This is a genomic window from Methylobacterium sp. SyP6R, from assembly GCF_019216885.1.
Lineage (GTDB): Bacteria > Pseudomonadota > Alphaproteobacteria > Rhizobiales > Beijerinckiaceae > Methylobacterium.
In genome coordinates, this window is the sequence record NZ_JAAQRC020000001.1 from 3072913 (window position 1) to 3092514 (window position 19602).

Annotated in this window: 15 protein-coding genes; 6 read left to right on the forward strand and 9 right to left on the reverse strand. The window is 71.1% G+C overall.

Annotation, left to right across the window (positions count from 1 at the left end):
- Positions 1-16 precede the first annotated feature (16 nt).
- Positions 17-1375 carry an oxygen-independent coproporphyrinogen III oxidase gene (hemN, locus tag HBB12_RS14205; protein WP_236989941.1) on the reverse strand — a complete coding sequence of 453 codons (1359 nt, stop codon included), beginning with the start codon at positions 1373-1375 and terminating at the stop codon, positions 17-19.
- A 259-nt stretch (positions 1376-1634) separates the two neighbouring features.
- Between hemN and nudC the strand changes: the two genes are divergently transcribed.
- From nudC to HBB12_RS14220, 3 genes are read left to right on the forward strand one after another with little or no spacing between them, the layout of a single operon-like run.
- Positions 1635-2573, forward strand: a complete 939-nt coding sequence (gene nudC / locus HBB12_RS14210; protein ID WP_236989942.1) for an NAD(+) diphosphatase — start codon at positions 1635-1637, stop codon at positions 2571-2573.
- A gap of 3 nt (positions 2574-2576) precedes the next feature.
- Complete coding sequence (locus HBB12_RS14215; RefSeq protein ID WP_236989943.1) at positions 2577-3470, forward strand: dihydrodipicolinate synthase family protein; 894 nt, start codon at positions 2577-2579, stop codon at positions 3468-3470.
- A 49-nt stretch (positions 3471-3519) separates the two neighbouring features.
- Positions 3520-4317: an inositol monophosphatase family protein gene (locus HBB12_RS14220; RefSeq protein WP_236989944.1), complete on the forward strand. Its 798-nt coding sequence runs from the start codon at positions 3520-3522 to the stop codon at positions 4315-4317.
- Between the two features lie 10 nt (positions 4318-4327).
- On the opposite strand, the gene HBB12_RS14225 is transcribed toward HBB12_RS14220, so the two are convergent.
- The 7 genes from HBB12_RS14225 to HBB12_RS14255 form a co-directional block, all read right to left on the reverse strand.
- Positions 4328-4663 carry a DUF3325 domain-containing protein gene (locus tag HBB12_RS14225; RefSeq protein WP_236989945.1) on the reverse strand — a complete coding sequence of 112 codons (336 nt, stop codon included), beginning with the start codon at positions 4661-4663 and terminating at the stop codon, positions 4328-4330.
- Entirely contained in the window at positions 4660-6219 is a 1560-nt protein-coding gene (locus HBB12_RS14230) for a PepSY-associated TM helix domain-containing protein (protein ID WP_236989946.1), read from the reverse strand. Before HBB12_RS14230 ends, HBB12_RS14225 begins: the two co-directional genes overlap by 4 nt.
- Before the next feature lie 231 nt (positions 6220-6450).
- Entirely contained in the window at positions 6451-6759 is a 309-nt protein-coding gene (locus HBB12_RS14235) for an iron transporter (protein ID WP_236989947.1), read from the reverse strand.
- 24 nt (positions 6760-6783) lie between these two features.
- Complete coding sequence (locus HBB12_RS14240; RefSeq protein ID WP_236989948.1) at positions 6784-9135, reverse strand: TonB-dependent siderophore receptor; 2352 nt, start codon at positions 9133-9135, stop codon at positions 6784-6786.
- Positions 9136-10021: 886 nt separating this feature from the next.
- On the reverse strand, positions 10022-11368 hold the full coding sequence (gene gltX, locus HBB12_RS14245; protein ID WP_236989949.1) for a glutamate--tRNA ligase: 1347 nt from the start codon (positions 11366-11368) through the stop codon (positions 10022-10024).
- A 122-nt stretch (positions 11369-11490) separates the two neighbouring features.
- Entirely contained in the window at positions 11491-12420 is a 930-nt protein-coding gene (locus HBB12_RS14250) for an AEC family transporter (protein WP_236989950.1), read from the reverse strand.
- A 224-nt stretch (positions 12421-12644) separates the two neighbouring features.
- On the reverse strand, positions 12645-15092 hold the full coding sequence (locus HBB12_RS14255) for a calcium-binding protein (protein ID WP_236989951.1): 2448 nt from the start codon (positions 15090-15092) through the stop codon (positions 12645-12647).
- Positions 15093-15332: 240 nt separating this feature from the next.
- On the opposite strand from HBB12_RS14255, the gene HBB12_RS14260 reads away from it, so the two are divergent.
- From HBB12_RS14260 to poxB, 3 genes are all read left to right on the forward strand, one after another.
- On the forward strand, positions 15333-15587 hold the full coding sequence (locus HBB12_RS14260; protein ID WP_236989952.1) for a hypothetical protein: 255 nt from the start codon (positions 15333-15335) through the stop codon (positions 15585-15587).
- A 15-nt stretch (positions 15588-15602) separates the two neighbouring features.
- Positions 15603-15878 carry an adenylosuccinate synthase gene (locus HBB12_RS14265; RefSeq protein WP_236989953.1) on the forward strand — a complete coding sequence of 92 codons (276 nt, stop codon included), beginning with the start codon at positions 15603-15605 and terminating at the stop codon, positions 15876-15878.
- Between the two features lie 427 nt (positions 15879-16305).
- A complete protein-coding gene (gene poxB, locus HBB12_RS14270) occupies positions 16306-18051 on the forward strand; it encodes a ubiquinone-dependent pyruvate dehydrogenase (protein ID WP_236989954.1) in 1746 nt (581 codons plus the stop codon).
- Between the two features lie 138 nt (positions 18052-18189).
- On the opposite strand, the gene HBB12_RS14275 is transcribed toward poxB, so the two are convergent.
- A complete protein-coding gene (locus tag HBB12_RS14275) occupies positions 18190-19599 on the reverse strand; it encodes an amidase (protein WP_236989955.1) in 1410 nt (469 codons plus the stop codon).
- Between the last annotated feature and the right edge of the window lie 3 nt (positions 19600-19602).

Sequence of the window (19602 nt, forward strand, 5' to 3'; positions counted from 1 at the left end):
CCCGGAGCGAGGCCGCTCAGAGGCCGGTCGAGTACCGGCCCGCGCCCCCGGCCAGCCGGGCGTCGAACACGGCGCTCGCCGAGCGCACCAGGCTGCGCATCTCTTCCGGCACCGCGATGCGGTTGCCGGCCCGCCGCACGACGCCCAGGCGGACGAGCTCGGCGAGGGTGTCCAGCTCGGTCGCGAACGCGGTCTCGGGCACGACGCCGTGCCGGGCGCAGATCGCATCGAGATCGACGGCGAGGTCGCACATCAGCCGCTCGATGACATCCCGGCGCAGGCGGTCCTCCGGCGTCGGCACGAGGCCCCGGGCGGTGGCGAGGCGGCCCTGCCGTACGGCATCCCCGTAGGCGGCGATGTCGGCGATGTTCTGCGCCAATCCGCCGGGCAGGCTGGAGATCGACGAGGCGCCGAAGCCGACGAGCGTGTCGGCCGCGTCCGCCGTATAGCCCTGGAAGTTGCGGCGTAAAGCGCCGCCCGCCATCGCGAGAGCGAGGGGGTCGTCGGCGCGGGCGAAGTGATCGAGGCCGATGCGGACGTAGCCGGCACGCACGAGCCGCGCGGCCGCCGCCTCGAACTGCGCGTGGCGCTCGCGCGGGCCCGGCAGCGCCGCCTCGGGCAGCGCCCGCTGGTGCGGCTTCATCCACGGCACGTGCCCGTAGCCGAACAAGGCGACCCGGTCCGGCTCCAGCGCCACGGCGTGGTTCACCGTGGCGAGGACGTTCTCGACGCTCTGGTGCGGCAGCCCGATCATCAGGTCGACATTCACCGCCTCGATGCCGGAGAAGCGCAGCCAGGCCACCGCGCGGGCGGTCTCCTCCACCGACTGGAGCCGGCGGATCGCCCGCTGCACCTCGGGGTCGAGGCTCTGCACCCCCAGGCTCGCCCGGGTGACGCCGATCGCCGCCAGGGTCTCGACATCGGCCGGCGTCAGCGTGCGGGGATCGATCTCGACCGCGATCTCGGCGTCGGGGGCGACCGTGAAGGCGCCGCGCAGGCGCGCCATCAGCCGGCGCATGTCCGAGCCGCGCAGCATCGTGGGGGTGCCGCCGCCCCAATGCAGGTGGCGCAGGACCGGCCGGCCGGCGAAACGGCGCGCGACGAGGTCGATCTCGCGCTCCAGGTCGGCGACGTAGGCCTCGACCGGGGCGTAGCGGCGCGCAACCCGGGTGTGGCAGCCGCAATAGAGGCACAGCTCGGCGCAGAACGGCACGTGGATATAGGCGGAGACAGCCTCGCCCGCCCCGATGCCCGCCAGCCAGTCGCCGACCTGCTCGGGCCCGACCTCGGCGGTGAAGTGCGGCGCGGTGGGATAGCTGGTGTAGCGCGGGACGCGCGCGCCGCCGAGGCGGTCGATCAGGTCGGGGGAGATCATGCGGGGGATCGGGTCCGGGGAGCCTTCGTCCCGGAGACTGACCCGCGCTGTGGCGCTTCGCCTTGCGGTGGATCAATCGGGACATGGTGCCTCGCCTCCCCGGCGGGGCGTGCCCCCGCCGTCCGGCCGCCGCGATGCGTCCGGGGCAACCCGCTCCCCCGGCCCACCGCCTTGCTTTTGCATCATTTTGCCTGCCCATGCTGGCCACGACGCGAGGGGCCGCGCCGGGCTTCCGCACGATGATGCATGAGGTCCGATCTTGACCGCCTCTTCGCCAGCTTCTTCGCCAGCTTCCCTGGACCGCCTCGGCTACGCCCGCAGCCTGCTCGAGCGTCACTCCGCCGAGCGCAGCGGCCCGACCCCGACGCTGGCGGACGCGCCCGATGCGAGCCTGCTGCTGTTCTGCGGCGACGTGCCGGTGCTGCGGGTGAGCGAGGGCGGCGCCACCTGCCTCCTCGACCCCGCCGATGCGGCCCGGGCCGGGGCGCCGGCGCCGGAACTGTTCCTCGGCCGGGTCGGCGGGCGCCCGGCCTTCGCGGGCGCGCTGCCGGCGGATGCGGCGGCACTGTTTGCCGACGATCCGGCCTTCCGGGTGCTCGATGCCCGCTCGGTCGCCGTCGAGGGCGCGGTGCCGGCGCCCGAGATGGGGGTGCTCGCCACGGCGAAATCGCTGCTCGGCTGGCACGCCCGGCACGGCTTCTGCGCCAATTGCGGCAATGCCACCACGCTCTCCTGCGGCGGCTTCCGCCGCGACTGCGCGAGTTGCGGCACCGAGCATTTCCCGCGCACCGATCCCGTGGTGATCATGCTGGTGACGCATGGCGAAAGCTGCCTGCTCGGCCGCCAGGCCCGGTTCGCGCCCGGCGTCTATTCCTGCCTCGCCGGCTTCCTCGAGCCCGGCGAGACCATCGAGGATGCGGTGCGGCGCGAGACCTTCGAGGAGGCCGGTGTGCGGGTCGGCGCCGTGCGCTACCACCTCTCGCAGCCCTGGCCGTTCCCGTCCTCGCTGATGATCGGCTGCGAGGGCGAGGCGCAAGGCGACGCCCTGGTGCTCGACCGGACCGAGCTGGAGGATGCCCGCTGGTTCACCCGCGACGAGGTGCGGCTGATGCTGGATCGCCGCCACCCCGACGGCCTGATGACCCCGCCGCCGATGGCGATCGCCCATTCGCTGGTGCGCACCTTCGCGGAGCGCTGAGAGATGGCACGCTTCGAGGGCATCATCCCCTACCTCGTCACCCCGCTCGATGCGGAGGGGCGGGTCGAGGCCGGGGTGATGGCGTCGCTCTGCGACGACCTGATCGCCGCGGGCGTCCACGGCCTGACCCCGCTAGGCTCGACCGGCGAGTTCGCCTATCTCGACGAGGGGCAGAAGCGCGAGACCGTGGCGGCGGTGGTCGCGGCCGCCGGAGGCCGGGTGCCGGTCCTGCCCGGCGTCGCCTCGACGGCGATCCGCGGCGCGGTCGCGCAGGCGAAGGCCTGCCGGGCGGCGGGGGCGGACGGGATCGTGCTGATCCTCGACGCGTATTTCCCGCTCACCGAGGCGGAGGTCGAGCGCTACTTCCTCACCGTGGCCGATGCCACCGACCTGCCGATCATCCTCTACACCAATCCGAACTTCCAGCGCGCCGACCTCTCGGTCGCCTCGATCGCCCGGCTCGCGAAGCACCCGAACATCGTCGGCATCAAGGACGCCTCGACCAATACCGGGCGCCTGCTCTCGATCTTGAACCGTGTCGGCGACGACCTCGACGTCTTCGCCGCCTCCTCGCACATCGCCGCCAGCGTGATGATGCTCGGCGGCAAGGGCTGGTTCGCCGGTCCCGCCTGCGTCATCCCGCGGGAATGCCTGGCGCTCTACCGGCTGTGCCGGGAGGAGCGGTGGACGGAGGCGGTGGCGCTGCAGAAGCGGGTCTGGGCCTTCAACGAAGTGTTTGCCCGCTACAACCTCGCGGCCTGCGTCAAGGCGGCGCTCCAGATGCAGGGCTACGCCGTCGGCGATCCGGTGCCGCCCCAGAGCCCGGCCTCGCCGGAGGCGCGCACGGCCATCGCGACGGCGCTCGCCGCGGTGAGGGCCGCACCGTCGCATCCCTGACATCGCCGGCCGTGCAGGACGGCCGCCTCTCTCTTTCGAAGGACCGATCATGACCATCGATGCCGCCCGCGCGCGCTACGACGCCGCCCTCGCCATCGCACGCGCCGCCGGCGAGACCGCGCTCGGGTTCTTCAACGCCCGCGACGAGCTGGTGATCGAGCAGAAAAGCGGCGCCCAGGACCTCGTCTCGCAGGCCGACCGCGAGGTCGAGCTCCTGATCCGCGCCCGCATCGCCGAGGCCTTCCCCGAGGACGGCGTGATCGGCGAGGAGCACGCCCCGGTCCCGAGCCGGTCGGGCTTTACCTGGGTGGTCGATCCGATCGACGGGACCAGCCCGTTCCTCAACGGCCAGCCGAACTGGTGCGTGTCGATCGGCGTGCGCGGCCCCGAGGGGCTGGTGGCCGGCGTGATCGAGGCGCCGGTCCTGCGCGAGACCTATGCGGGTCTCGCGGGGCAGGGCGCGACCGTGAACGGCCGGTCCCTGCGGGTCGACCCCGCCGCGGTGCTGACCTCCGCCAATATCGGCTTCGGCGCCACCCAGAAGACCCCCGCCGCGGAGGCCGCCGCCTTCGTGCGCGGCCTCTACGACGAGGGCGGGGTCCTGTTCCGCAACGGCTCGGGCGCCCTGATGCTGGCCTACGTCGCTGCCGGGCGGCTCGCAGGCTACTACGATCCCGGCCTCAATGCCTGGGACTGCTATGCCGGGCTGCTGCTCGTGCGCGAGGCCGGCGGCGTCGCCGACTATCTCGGCTCCGACGACATGCTCACCGGCGGTCTGCTCTATTCCGGCACGCCGGCCGTGGTGGCCGACCTGCGCCGGCTGGGAGACGCATCGCGGCGGGGGTGAGGCCCGCCCCTCACGCCAGCGACCCGAGCGCGGCGGCAAGCGTCACCGCCGCCGCGAGCGGCGCCATCCAGAGCAGCGCCCGCGGCCGGTACGACTGGACGACGATCAGGAGAAGACCCGCCCCGATCAGCGATCCGAGCCAATCGACCGGGCCGAAATTCCAGCCGTCGAGCCGGATCGCGGCGGCGAGGGACAGGCCGAGCAGCGCCCAGCCGGCGGCGCGCAATGCCAGCACGCGCCTGCGGTCCGGCGTGCCCGCCCACAAGGCCTGATGGTGCCGGGCCATGCTCAGGCACAGGGCGGCAAGCCCGAGGAAGCCGAGGCCCGAGCCGATCAGCAGCGTCATGCCCGCCCCATCTGCGGCGCGGCCGCGGGCTCGTCCGCGATCCGGCGCGCCCGCCGCGGTGCGGCGAAACGGGCGACCTTGTGCGAGATGAGCGCGAAGCCGGCGGAAAGCGCCAGCAAGGCGGCGTCGAAGCCGAGGAACCAGGCCGGATCGTCCCAGAGCATCCGGGCGGTCGCGACGTCGGCGAGAACCGCCGCGACGAACAGGGCCGCCACGAGGGCGAGTGCCCCGCGCCAGGCCCGCCGCGGTGCCGGCCACGCTCCTGCGAGCGCCACGGCGATCCAGGCGCCGAAGAACACCCGGACCTCCCACTCCGCTCTGGCGCCGAGGTCGAGGGGCAGGAGCCGGTTGGCGAGGAGATAGGCGGCGATTGCGGCCGGCAGGCCCGCGATGGTGCCGAGGTTCAGCGCATGGACGAGGCGCCAGCCGAATCCCGCCGCGGCTCCGACCTTCGGCAGCCGCGCCACGGTCCACAGCACCAGCCCGCTCCCCACCATGGCGCAGCCCATAAGCCCGCACAGGAAGAACAGCATCCGCAAGGCCGCTCCGGCGAAATGCGCCTCGTGCAGGCCGACCATCGTGGTGAAGGTCTTGGCTGCCGGACGCAGCCCCCCGGACAGGACCTCGACCACCTCTCCGTTCGTACCCGCGAAGGCGACCTGCGGGTGCTCGTGCGAGAGGCCGTGCGGCTCCTCGAACACCGCCACCACCGTGGAGTTCGCGTCGCGCGGGTTGACGATGGTCAGCCGCTCCAGCGTCTCGGGGATGGTCGCGCGGGCCTTCACCACCATCGGCCCGACCGGGGCGAGGGTGCCGGGTTGTCCGGAGGCCGGGCGGTTCGTCGTGATCTGACCGGTCTCGGCGAAGTAGGCCTGCTGGTCGCCCTTGTAGGCCGCCGTGATGCCCCAGGGCATGTACATCAGCGCCAGGGTGACCACGCCCGTATAGGTGATCATCAGATGGAACGGCAGCGCCAGCACCCCGCTGACGTTGTGGGCATCGAGCCAGCCGCGCTGCGCCGCCTTGTCCCGGCGCAGGGTGAAGAAATCCGAAAAGATGCGCCGGTGGGTGACGATGCCGCTGACCAGCGCCACCAGCATCACCATCGCGCAGATGCCGACGATCCAGCGGCCCCAGAACGGGGGCAGGTTCAGTTCGAAGTGGAAGCGGTAGAAGAAATCGCCGCCGCGGGTCGCCCGAAGCGCGGCGGGCGCACCGGTCTTCGGATCGAGGAGGACGTGGCCCGGGGGCGTGCCGGGCGCGTTGCGCCAGAACAGCTCGACGAGGGGCCGCTCGGGCGTCGGCAGGCCGACGAACCACGTCCGCGCGTGCCCCGCATGGGCCTCCAGATGCGCGACCGCGAGGTCGGCCGAGGCCGCCAGGGTTTCGGGCGCGATCGTGGCGTGCCGCGCCAGTTCCGGCTGCATCCAGCGCGAGATCTCGGCCCGGTAATAGGTCGCGGTGCCGGTGACGAAGACGGAAAACAGCACCCAGCCGACGACGAGGCCGGACCAGGTGTGCAGCCACGCCATGGACTGGCGGAAACCCTGCTTCATGGCGCGAGTCTCAAGCGGTTTTCGAGTGGAGTAAAAATATCCCGGTGTCTCTGTTCGATCCCAACTACGACCTCATCCTGAGGTGCGACTGGAAGGAGCCTCGAAGGAGGGCTCCAGGGATCACAGCGATATCTGAAGCCCTCCTTCGAGGTCAGTCCATCTCCGTTGGACTGACACCTCAGGATGAGGTCGCGGGTGGGAGAGAGAAGGACATGCATCGGGCGCGTGCTCTCAGGGTGCGTGACCGAGCGGGAAGAGCCCGATGACGGCGGCGAGAGCTACGCCGAGCACGAGGGCGACGCCGCCGACGATTCCGGCGGCGCGCCCGAGCGAGCGGGCCGCGAAGACGACGACCACGACGCCGACCATGATGGCGAAGCTCGCGAGCGTCGCCATCGTCACGGCCTCCGCCCGGGGCATCGGCAGGGTCAGGGACAGGAGGGCGGTCGCGAGCGCCGCAACCCCGTAGCCGCCCCCAGCGGCGAGGACGACGCGTCCTGCCACCGCGGCCCGGTCCGAGAGCGTGGGTGAGCGGGTCATCGGTGTGGGGGGCATCGCGCCCCCTTACCAGCGGTAGCGCAGGGTCGCATAGACCGTGCGCGGCAGGCCGTAGAAGCAGGTCGCATAGGAGAAGCAGCCGGTCACGGTGCGATCATCGAGGAGGTTCTGGGCGTTGACCTGAAGGTCGAAGCCGGTGAGCGTCGGGCTCAGGTGCTTGAGGTCGTAAGCCGCCACCGCGTCGACCAGCACGGCTTCCGGCACCCGGAAGGTGTTGGCCGGGTCGCCCCAGGAGCCGCCGAGGTAGCGCACGCCGCCGCCGAGGCTCAGGCCCATGAGCGGGCCGGACTGGAAGCGGTAATCGACGAACAGCGAGGCGGTGCGGTCCGGCACCTGGACCGGACGCAGGCCCACGATCGGCACGTTCCGGCCGGTGACCTGGTTGAAGGTCGTGTTGGTGTCGCGCGTGTTGCGCACGTCGAGGAAGGAGACGCCGCCGACGAGGTTCAGCCCCTCGGCCAGCGTCGCCCGGGCCTCGAACTCGACGCCCTGCACGCCGATCTCGCCGGTCTGGAGGCTGAAGGTCGGGCCGTTCACCGGGTCCGGCGTCAGGGTGTTCGAGCGCTTGATGTCGAAGGCGGCGGCCGTGAGCAGGATGTCGGTGCCCGGCGGCTGGTACTTGATGCCGGCCTCGTATTGCCGGCTCGAGATCGGATCCGGGATCCGCCCGGTCGTGCCGAAGGCCGGATCGTAGATGCGCCCGCTCGCGATCGGCTCGAATGCCTCGCTGTAGGAAACGTAAGGCGCCACGCCGCCGTCGAAGCGGTAGAGAAGGCTCGCCCGGTAGGTGAGCGCGTCGGAGGGCACGTCCTGGAACGCCACGGCGCCGGTGGCCAGCGTCCGGGTCGGCCCGGCCTGCCGGGCGGTGTCGTAGCGCCCGCCGAGCGTCAGGACCAGGCGGTCGACCTTGATCTGGTCTTGCAGGTAGACGCCGGTCTGCTGCGCCGTGATGCGGGCATTGCTGGTGAATCCCGGCACCGCGATGTTCATGTCGTAGTTCGGCGTCAGCGCGTTGAGGTCGGGCGCGGCCGGGAACGGGGTCTGGAGCGTGCGGGTCTTGATCGTCTGGTGGTCGACGCCGAACAGGGCGGTATGGGCGAAGGGGCCGGTGTCGAACTTCGCCTCGACATAATTGTCCATCGTGTAGGCGTCGATCGCCACGTCGGTGGCGATGCGCGAGCGGTTGATCAGCGGCCCTGTCGTCAGCGCCGTGGCCGGGAAGAGCGGGGTGTTGCCGCTGAAGGCGCCGTAGACGCTGCGATACTGCCCTTCCGTCCGCAGGAAACGGCCCGAGGAGTGGAAGCGGAAGGCGTCGTCGAAGCGGTGATCGAGGACATAGGTCACCGCGGCCTGCGTGCGGTCGGATTGCTCGAAATTGCGGTCGCCGTCGTAGAAATCGACCGGCAGGCGCCCGACGATGCCGCTGCCGAAATTGCGCGGAAAGACCGTGCCGTAGGCCGGGAAGCCGCCGTAGAAGCCCGAGAACGGGTCGCGCTGGTAGAGGCCGAGCACGGTGAGCGAGGTGTCGGCGGAGGGGCGCCAGGTCAGGCTCGGCTGGATGAAGGCGCGCTCGACCCGCGTCGTCACCGCGGGCCCGTCGCCGTTCCAGCCCAAGGCCGTCACCCGGTAGGCGAATTCCTCCGTTCCGGGAATCGTCGTCTCCGAGGTGATCGGCCCGCCGACATCGAAGCCGCCCCGCACCTCGCTGAAGCCGCCGCCCTGGACGAAGACCTCGCCGTGGCGGACGAATTGCGGCATCTTCGACGTGAGGTTGACGATGCCGCCGGGGCCGGACTGGCCGTAGAGCACCGAGGCCGGGCCCTTGACGATGTCGATCCGCTCGATCCGGTAGGGATCGACCGACGGGAAGGCGTCGCGGGAGGTCGGCAGGCGCATCCCGTCGAGGAAGAGCGGGGCGGTGAAGCCGCGGATCGCAAACTGCTCCAGCCGGGTCCCGCCGGCGCCGCCGCGCTGCTCGGTGGTCACGCTCGGGCTGTAGCGCAGGGCCTGGTTGATGGTGAGCGCGTTCTGGTCCTCGATCTGCTGGCGGCCGATCACGGTGATCGATTGCGCGGTCTCGAGGATCGGCGTGTCGGTCTTCGTCGCCACCACGCTGCGCGCGGCGACGTAACCCGGAACCGGCCCCCTTGCGCCGCCGGCCTGCGTCCCGGCGGCGGTCGCCGTGGCGGGGCGGGCGGTGCCCGCGACGCTGATCGTGTCGAGGGCGATCTCGGCGTCCTGGCCGCGGGCCCCCGCAACGACGCCGGACGACAGCACCACCCCCGACAGGAGCGACCGGGTCAGCCGACGCCCCGCGCGCGAGAGGGGAGTGGCACGACGCGACGACGGAGCGGGCATGATACAATCCAGGACGAGCGGGAACGCCGATCGCGGCCAGAAAATCCATGGAACGAGCAGGGACGGCCGCGGCTGGAAACCGAATGGCAAAATCGTTTGACGCTAACAAGAGCTATGTTTTTTAGCTATTACAATGAGAGTATTAGCGGATTTCTATGGATCGATCATACAGGACTTGATGGAAATTGTCACTTGTTCCGGTCAAGCTGTGGGGCAGTACCCGCGAGAAGGGGCAACGGCCGGAGCGCTGTGTGGCCAGCACAGGTGGGCCTCCGACGCAGGGTCACGCGGGACTTCGCCATAACCGGTTAGTCCGAAAGACATAGGCGATGCCTCGTCGGCGGGTGCGGCTGGCGGCGGGGAGGCCAGGATGGTCGTTCTGGTCGGGACATGACGCCCGGTGCGGCGGGGCATTGCGCGCGATCCGCGCCTGTTGATGGGCGAGCCGCGATCGGTCCGATCCTGCGCCCTGCCTGAGCCGCATCGTCGGGCGCCCCTGCACGGGCGCTGATTCGGCTCGACGCATCTCGGACCCTCCACGTCATTCCGGGGCCGCGCAGCGGAGCCCGGACCCGAAGGCGCGCGAAGCGCAATCCAGAACCTCGGGTGGGACTGGATGAAGCGGAACGCGATCCGCGTTTTTCTGAACTCTCAGTGGCTATGGATTCCGGGCTCCGCTACGCGGCCCCGGAATGACGAGGAGGGTGTCGAGGCTGTTGAGAAAACCGGAGCCGGTTCGACTCGCGATGGCAGCATCACAATGAAATGACAGCTCAGGACGAGGTTGCGGGTGGGATGGAAATCCTGCATCCATCAAGGCGTCGTCTTCGACGAACCGCCATCCACCTCGCCGAACCACGCTCCAGGCCGCGCGCCCCACGCCCCGTCAGGCCGTCTGGCCGCTCAGTCGCGCCAGCGCCCGCTCGCGCCCGATCAGCGGCAGGAGGCCGGCGAGGTCCGGCCCGTGGTCGAGGCCGGTCAGCGCGAGGCGCAAGGGCAGGAACAGCGCCTTGCCCTTGAGGCCGGTCGCCGTCCGCACCGCCTCCGTCACAAGCTTCCAGGTCGTGGCATCCCACGGCTCCGGCGGCAACGCATCGCGCGCGACGGCGAGCAGGTCCGGCGCCTCGCCGGTCACCGGCGTCACCGGGCCCGCGACCACCCGCCACCACTCGGCGGCGTCCGACACCCGGGTCAGGTTCGCCCGCACCACCTCCCAGAAGGCGGGCGCCCGCTCGGGCGCGACGCCGAGGGCGGAGAGCCGTCCGGCCACCGCCGCATAATCGAGGCCATGCACGACGCGGGCGTTGAGGCCGTCGAGCTCGTGCTCGTCGAACTTCGCGGGTGCGCGCGAGACGTGGGAGAGGTCGACGAGGGCGGCGAGCTCGTCGAGGTCGCAGACCGGCCGCACCGCCTCGGCCGAGCCGGTCAGCACCGCGAGCGCCGCCACCGCCATCGGCTCGTAGCCGGAGTCGCGCAAGCCCCGCAGGGAGAGGTGACCGAGGCGCTTCGACAGCCCCTCGCCGCTCGCCGTGGTGAGCAGGTTGTGATGGGCGAAGACCGGCACGGCCGCGCCGAGGGCGGAGAAAATCTGGATCTGGACCGCGGTGTTGGTGACGTGGTCCTCGCCCCGGATCACGTGGGTCACGCCGGTCTCGGCGTCGTCGACCACGGAAGGCAGGGTGTAGAGGTAGCTGCCGTCCTCGCGGATCAGCACCGGGTCGGACAGGCTGTCGGCCTCGACGTGGCAGGGCCCGCGCACGAGGTCGTCCCAGGTCACGGTGCCGGGATCGAGGCGGAAGCGCCAATGCGGCCGGCGCCCCTCGGCCTCGAAGGCGGCGCGCTCCTCGGGGCTGAGCTTGAGGGCGGCCCGGTCGTAGACCGGCGGCAGGCCGCGGCCGAGCTGGCGCCGGCGGCGGCGCTCCAGTTCCTCGGCCGTCTCGTAGGCCGGGTAGAGCCGGCCCGAGGCCTTCAGGCGCTCGGCGGCGGCATCGTAGATCGCGAGGCGCTCCGACTGGCGAAACATTCCGTCCGGGACGATGCCGAGCCAGCCCAGGTCCTCCTCGATCGCCGCGGCGAATTCGGCCGTCGAGCGCGCCGTGTCGGTGTCGTCGAGGCGCAGCCAGAACCGGCCGCCGGACCGGCGGGCGAACAGCGCGTTGAACAGGGCCGGCCGGGCATTGCCGATATGCAGGAAGCCGGTGGGCGAGGGAGCGAAGCGAACGACAGGTGCCATGGCGGCACTCGTAGAGCATCGGCGGAGCGGGGCGCAATCCGGCGTTTCTCCCCGGGCCGCCGGAGACCGGATCAGGCCAGCCAAGACGTCACGCCAGCCAAGACGTCGCGCCAGCCAGGACGTCACGCCAGCCAGGCGACGAGCAACGACACCGTGACGACCGAGGCGATGTGCGAGAGGAGGATCGCCCCCGAGGTCACGCCGGCTTCGAGCCCGTAGAGCTTGGCGAGCGTGAACGGCCCCGAGCCGATCGGCAGCGCGCTGAGCAGCAAAGCGGCGCGCGCCCACAGGTCCGGCACCGCGAAGACCTTGTAGACGAGGAAAGCGGTCACCGCCGGCTGCAACACGAGCTTGAGCACGACCAACACCGCCATCGGCCTCGTGTCCGAGAGGACCACCCGCTCCTGCGCCAGGAAGAGCCCGATGCAGACGAGCGCGCAGGGCGAGGCCGCACCGCCGAGGAGCGCGGCGAACCGCTCGATCGGCGCCGGCACGGTGAGCCCGGTGAGGCCGACCGCGAGGCCGGCGAGCGGCGCGATCAGGAGCGGGTTGCGCACCAGCGCCAGCACCACCTTGCGGCCGGTGCCGGACCCCGCCCCCTTCTGCAGGTCGAGCTCGATCAGCACGATCGCGAACAGGAACAGCACGCAGGCGGTGAACAGGGTGGCGATCACCGCCGCCGGCAGGCTCGCCGGCCCGAACACCAGCAGGCAGAGCGGGATACCCATGAAGCCGACATTGCTGTAGCCGGCATCCAGCCCCTCGATGCAGGCCTGGGCGCTGCTCAAGGACCGCCCGCGCCCGAGCCCATAGGCCACCGCGAAGGCCGCCGCGATCCCGCCCGCGAAACCCGCCGCGAACCCGACCTGGGCGACTTGGTCCGGCGTGATCTTCGCCATCGCGCCGAACATCAAGGCCGGCAGGGCGAGGTAGATCGCGAACCGGTTCAGGCTGTCGGCGGCGGCCGGCCCGAACAGGGCGGTGCGGCCACACAGGAAGCCCGCCAGGATAAGCGCGAAGATCGGGAGCGCGGCGTTGAGGACGGCCTGCATCGGGAAAAGCCGGAGTGGGAAAAGCTGGGGCGGGAAAAGCTGGGGGGAGGGGTGCCGGGACCCGGCGGGACTCGCTTTGGTCCAGCTTGCCGGAGGGCGCAAGGGCAGCAGGAGGGTAGGAGGTCTGCGCCTCCGGCGGGCCATCGTGAAACGCGAGGCGCCCCGCCACCTGACGGGGGCGGGGCACTGCGATGGTCGAGCGTGGGTCGATCGACCCGGGCGGATCAGCCCAGGTTGCCGGCGCCGAAGGTGGTGTCGCCGAAGGTGGAGCGGCCCTCGAGCGCGCCGTATTGCAGGTAATGCTGCATCGGATCGAGCTTGGCCTTGGCGACGTCGGCATAGGCATCGAGATACGCCGTGGAGTCGAAGCCCTTCGACGGGTCGCGGCCTTCCTTCCAGCCGTACTGGTCGTAATGCATCAGCGGGTCGATCCCGGCCGCCTTCACGTCGCCATAGGCGTTCAGGTAGCCCTTGGTGTCGAACACCGCGTTGGGGTTGCGCCCCTCCTTCCAGCCATAGGTCTGGTAGTGCTGGTAGGCGTAGGCCGACGAGTCGCCGCCCGCCGCGATGGCCGCGCGGGCCACGTCGGGGTTCGACAGGAGGTAGTACTCGGCGTCGAAGCCCGGATGCGCCGCCAGATCGGCGGTCTTGCCGATCGCCGCATAGGCCTGCCGGCCCTCGTCCTGGCCGTACTCGATGAAGTGCTTGAGCGGGTCGATCCCGGCGGCCTTCACGTCGGGGTTGCGGGCGAGGTACAGCTCGTTGTCGAAGGCGGCGGAGGGGTCGCGGCCCTCCTTCCAGCCGGTGGCATCGTACTGATCGAGCGGGTTCTGGCCCGCGGCGCGGACGGTCGGGTTGGCGGCGAGGTAGCCGGTGGTGGAGAACAGAGCGTTGGGGTCGCGGCCCTCCTTCCAGCCATAGGCGGCGTAGTGGGTGTCGGCGTCCTGGCCGGCGGCGAGCACGTCCTTGTTGTTGGCGAGGTAGAACAGGTCGTCGACGAGGGGGGAGCCATCGGCGACGACCACCGTGGCGTCGGTGAACTGGTAGCGCTCGAAGCCCGTCACGGTGCTGCGGGTGGTGCCGGCACTCACCACGTCGCGACCGTTCTCGGCGCTCACCCGGGCCTCGGTAAGGCGGAAGTCGAACATCGCCGTATCGGTGCCGGTGCCGCCCGACAGGACGTTGGTGCCGGTGCCGCCGTTGATGATGTCGTTGCCCGCACCGCCGAGGATCAGGTCGTCGATGGCGCTGCCGATCAGGGTGTCGTTGCCGGCGGTGCCGCGGATCGTGCGGTCCTGGGTCATCAGCATCAGCTGGCCGCCCTCGACCAGCTCGCCGCCCAGCGTGTAATGCGCCTGGGTGTCGAGGAGGTAGGCCTGCCGGCCCGGCGCGCCGAAGATCGTGCTGACGTCGACGATGCCGGAGGATTCCTCGTCCTGGTTGAACGGCGCGGTCGGCGTCGTGCCGAAGCGGGCCGGATCGTGCTGGGCGAGCTCGGTCAGGGAGCCGTTGGCCGGATCATACTGGAAGACCTTCGAGATGCGGGCATTGTTGCCCGGATCCTCCTGCAGGAGGACCTTCCCGTCGGCGGTGACCGTCATGTTGTCGAGCATGACCTGGCCTTCGGTCCCGCGCAGCACCTCCTTGATGGTGCCGCCGAGTTCCGGCCGGGTGACGTCGGTGAATTCGAGCGCCCAGAGCCGCGACGGGCTGGTGATGGCGTTCGTGGTGTTGAAGTAGAAGCGGTTGGAGTTGCTCGGATCCCAGGCGCCGTCCTCGGGCCGCAGGAAGGTGGTGACGCCCTCGGCGTCGCTCTCGGTCTGGAGCTGGGCGCCGGTCATCCGCGAGACGTCGCCGTTCGGGCCCATCTCCTGCAACGAGAAGGCGGCACCGGCGGCGTCGAGCGAGGTGGCGTTGGTCTCGACCAGCACCGACGGCACCTTGATGCCGTAGAGCTTGCCGTTGGTCAGGCCGGCCTTGTCGATCTCGGAGCCGGTCGCCTGCTTGGTGCCGACATAGACGTAGAGCTGGCCGGTCGAGGAATCGTCGGTGCCGATCGTCACCGTCTTCACGCCCGTGGCCGGGTTCGCCAGGGAGTTCTCCATCGAGAACTTGCCGAGGCGGGGCAATTCGTAGATCCGGCCGGCCTCGGGGCCGTTCACCACCCAGGCGAGCGCCCGGCCCTCGGCCCCGGTCTCCTCGCCGTTCATGAAGATGCGGGCCTGCGTGCCGAGCCCGGTCGCCGCATCGTAGAAGGCCGAGACCGCCGGCAGGTCGGCCGAGCACAGGCGGGCGAGCGCGGTGGTGCCCTGGACGTAGGAGCCGGTCGCGGTGTTGAAGCCGTAATAGCTGGTGCCGAGGTCGCCGGCCGAGAGGACCTTCAGGCTCGCCTTGTCGACGACCAGCCGGTCGACGAAGGCGCCGGCCGAGCCGTGCGCCCGGACCACGCCGGAGGTGGCGCCGATCTCGTGGTTGACCAGCACCGTGGCGGTGCCGTCGCCGTTGTCGAAGGCGCCGATGCCGTCCGGGATGCCGACGAAGCGCCAGGGCGTGCCGTCCGCCTTGACCGAGCCGGGCACGGTGTCGCCCACGCTCAGGATCGACGTGAAGCCGATCGCGCCGGTGCTCGGCACGAGGTAGGGGGTCTGCGTCGTCGAGGGACCGGTGGCCATGGGGACTTCCTTGGAATGTTTCCAGGCCGGCCTATAGACGCGCTTGAGCAACGGTTCGGTGACGTTCGGTGACGTTGCACGTTCAGTCGAACGGCTTAATCCGCTCGCCGCAGCCGCGACGAGGCGCGCGGTGGAGAGTGGCCGGGCGATGCTCTAGAACGAAAAAAGAACAGACGGGCCGGAGCCTTACGGTCGCGCCGACGTCTCGGGTTTCGGGTGAATGGTGGCGGGAGAGCGGGAATGACGATGCGGACGACCTTCATGGTGCAGACGTTCGAGGTGCATCGGAAGCGGTTGCGGCCGGGCGCGCGCGACGTGGCGCCGACGGAGAGCGGGGCGCTCAAGCGGGCGGAGGCGATCGCCGGGCGGATGCCGGGCGCGGCCGCCCTGCGCATCGTGGCGGATGACGAGACCGGCGAACTCGAGAGCGTGACGATCCTCGGCACCTTCGGCGAGATCCCGGAAGACTTCGCCGAGCAGGTCGGCGGCGGTTGAGCGAGGGAGAAAGAGATGGCCTTCAAGCCGAAATCCGCGGCCGAGACCAAGGCGGCGGAACTGGCCGCGATCCTGATCCGGATCGCCGACCGGGAGGGCGCGCCGGTCCAGGTCGGCGTCGACGCGCTCCGGCGGGCGAGCCCGCGGCTGACGCCGCTGGCGATCGGGCAGATGTTTCGCCGGCACCGCGACGACCTGGAGGCGGCCCTGGCGGAGCGCGGCTACACCCTCGTCGACTATGCCGATCAGGGGCCGGGGCGCGGGATGGAGTTCGAGATCGGACCGGCCTGACCCGGCCACGGCCGCGCTTCATGCGCCGCGCGCATGGCACCCCGCACGAAAGTCCGGATTGTGCAGTGCGAAAAATCATGGGATACACAACTCACGCAAGGACGCGATGGCGTCGCGGACTTGCCAGCCCTCTTGGGCGTTTCCTCCCTAGACTTCGGGCCGCTCGCAAGAGTGGCCTTTTTCTTTTCAGCGCCTGCTTTGCGCGTCGTCTCTTGCCGCGCTCCTTCGGGGCGGGCTGGGGCCAGCCGAGGGCATGGCTGCGCCCGTCGCCGTCCAGCCTTCGGCCCTGCCCGACGCGAGACCGCGCATCCCCTTCCGGCGAACGCGCCCTAGTTACGGCCGTGGGACGGAGCGCCTCGACGAGACATCGTTTCCTCGCCCGCAGCGGCCGGGCCGCTCGCGGCGCAAAGCGCAGGAGCAGCGTATCATGACGGGCCGCACCGTTGCCGATCTCTGCATCGAGACCCTGGAGCATGCCGGCGTCGAACGCGTCTACGGCGTCGTCGGCGACAGCCTGAACGGCCTCACCGAGGCGATCCGCGCCAGGGGCAAGAACCCGGGAAGCATCCGCTGGGTGCATGTGCGCCACGAGGAGGTGGCGGCCTTCGCGGCCTCCGCCGAATCGCAAGTCACCGGCGGGCTCGCGGTCTGCGCCGGCTCCTGCGGGCCGGGCCACCTCCACCTCATCAACGGCCTCTACGACGCCCACCGCACGCGCACGCCGGTGCTGGCGATCGCCGCCCACATCCCTTCGGCGGAGATCGGCACCGGCTACTTCCAGGCCACACATCCCGAGGAGCTGTTTCGGGAGTGCAGCCACTATTGCGAGATGGTCTCCGATCCGGCGCAGCTTCCTTTCGTCCTGGAGATCGCGATCCGCACGGCACTGGGCAAGGGCGGCGTCTCGGTGGTGGTGATCCCGGGCGACGTCGCCCTGAAGGACGCGCCCGCCCGGGCGCTCGCCGCGCCCGCGACCCTGGCGCCGAAGCCCCCGATCGTCCTGCCGCCGGCATCCGAGCTCGACGCGCTGGCCGAGCTCCTCGACGGCGCGAAGACGGTGACCCTGTTCTGCGGCCGCGGCTGCGCCGGGGCGCGGGACCAGGTGATCCGCCTCGCCGAGACCCTGAAGGCACCGGTGGTGCACGCGCTCGGCGGCAAGGAGCATGTCGAGCACGACAACCCCTACGATGTCGGCATGACCGGGCTGATCGGCTTCTCCTCCGGCTATGCCGCCATGGAGGCCTGCGACGCCCTGCTGCTGCTCGGCACCGACTTCCCCTACCGCCAGTTCTATCCCGACCATGCGAAGATCGCCCAGATCGACATCCGGCCGGAGAATCTCGGCCGCCGCTGTCGGCTCGATCTCGGCCTCGTCGGCGATGTCGGGGTGACGATCGCGGGCCTGCTGACGCGGCTGACGCCGCGCGACGATTCCCGCCACCTCGAACGCTGCCTCAAGCACTACGCCAAGGCCCGCGAGGGTCTCGACGAACTGGCGACCGGCAAGCCCGGAAGCGGGCCGATCCACCCGCAACACCTGACCCGGCTGGTGAGCGAGGCGGCGGCGCCGGATGCGGTGTTCACGGCGGATGTCGGCACGCCGACGATCTGGGCGGCGCGCTACCTCGCGATGGCGCAAGGCCGGCGGCTGATCGGTTCCTGGGTGCACGGCTCGATGGCCAACGCCATGGCGCACGCGATCGGCTTGCAGGCCGCGCAACCGGGCCGTCAGGTGATCGCGCTCGCGGGCGACGGCGGCTTCACCATGCTGATGGGCGACCTCCTCACCCTGGTGCAGGAGAAGCTGCCGGTGAAGGTGGTGGTGTTCAACAACGGCACCCTCGGCTTCGTCGAACTGGAGATGAAGGCCGCCGGCTATCTCGAGACCGGCGTCGCGCTCCAGAACCCGGATTTTTCGGCCATCGCCCGCGCCGCCGGCCTGCACGGCCGCCGGGTCGAGGATCCGGGCGATCTGGAGGGCGCCATCGCCGAGATGCTGGCCCATGACGGCCCGGCCCTCCTCGACGTGGTGACGAACCGCCAGGAACTCGCCATGCCGCCGCAGATCAAGGCGGAGCAGGTGAAGGGTTTCAGCCTCTGGATGATGCGGGCGGTGATGAACGGCCGCGGTGACGAGGTGCTCGATCTGGCGAAGAGTAACCTGATCCGGTGAGGGACGGATCGCGGGACCGGTGAAGAGGCGCGGGATCCCCTCTCCCACTCGTGAGAGGGGAGACGCGCTTTTTTCTTTCCTCGGACAGCTCTGCCGCAGAGGGGGGAGGGGGAAACCCCCGCCTTTTCCCTTCCCCGACTACCCCACCACCGGCCACGCCCTCAGCGCCGGCCGGATCCGCTCGAAGGCCCGGGCCAACCGCAGCACCCCGACATCGTCGAAGCGCCGGCCGGCGATCTGAAGGCCGACCGGCAGCCCGTCCGGCGTGAAGCCCGCCGGGACCGAGATCGCTGGCTGCTCCGACATGTTGAACGGCACCGTGTAGGCGATGTGGGCCATCGCGCGCGCCGGGTCGTTGGTCGGCGAGGCGTGCTCGGCCGGGAAGGGCGGGTTGGGCGAGACCGGGCCGATCAGGAAGTCGAACGGGCGGATCGCCGCCAGCGCGGCGTCGCGCATCGCCGCCATCTGGCTCATGCCGTGGAACACGGCCGCACCGGTCAAATCCCGGCCGCCCGCCGCCCATTCGCGGATGAACGGCAGCACCCGGGCGCGGCGGTCCTCGTCCAGCGCCTCGATGTCGAGGGAGGCGCGCTGGCGCCAGAACAGGTCGAGCCCGTCGAGCATCTCTGGCGTGAGGAGGGCTGGGACCGGCTCGACCGTCGCGCCCGCCTCGGCGAGGAGCCGGACCGCCGCCTCGATCACCGCGCGGTTGGCCGGATCGAGGGGAAGCCCGGCCCCGGCCTCCATCACCAGGCCGAGGCGCAGGCCCTTCGGTTCGAGACCGTCGAGATCGAGCCAGGGCAGGTCGGCTGGTGGCAGGCCGGTGGGATCGCGGTCGTCCGGGCGGCTGATGCTGCGCATCGCCAGCGCCGCATCGGCGACGCTGCGGGTGAGGGGGCCCGCGCAGCGGCCGTAGAAGGCGTTGTCGAGGGGCACCCGGCCGTGGCTCGGCTTGTGGCCGACGACGCCGCACCACGAGGCGGGCAGGCGGATCGAGCCGCCGATATCGGTGCCGAGGTGGATCGGGCCGTAGCCGGCGGCCGCCGCCGCGCCCGAGCCGGCCGACGAGCCGCCCGGCCCCCTGCTCAGGTCCCACGGGTTGCGGGTGAGGGGGTGGAAGCTCGACAGCCCTGAGGACAGCATGCCGTAATCCGGCATCGTCGTGGCGGCGAGGATGACCGCCCCGTCCTCGCGCAGGCGGGCGGTGGCCGGTGCATCGCCCGGGCTCGGAGGTGCGTCGTCGCGGGCGGCCGTGCCGAGCGGCATCGGCACGCCCTGTCTGGCGATGTTCTCCTTGATGGTGACCGGTACCCCGTCGAGGGGCCGGGCCTCGCCCCGCATCCACCGGGCCTCGGACGCGCGGGCGGCGGCGAGCGCGGCCTCCGGCGTGAAGGCGTAGAGGGCGTGCAGCTGCGGCTCCGCGGTCTCCGCCCGGGCGATCACGGCCCGGGTCACCTCGACCGGCGAGAGGGCGCGGCGCGCATAGAGGTGCAGGAGCTCGGTGGCCGCCAGGTCGGCGAGGTTCGCGGCGGAGGGCTGGGTCGCCATGGT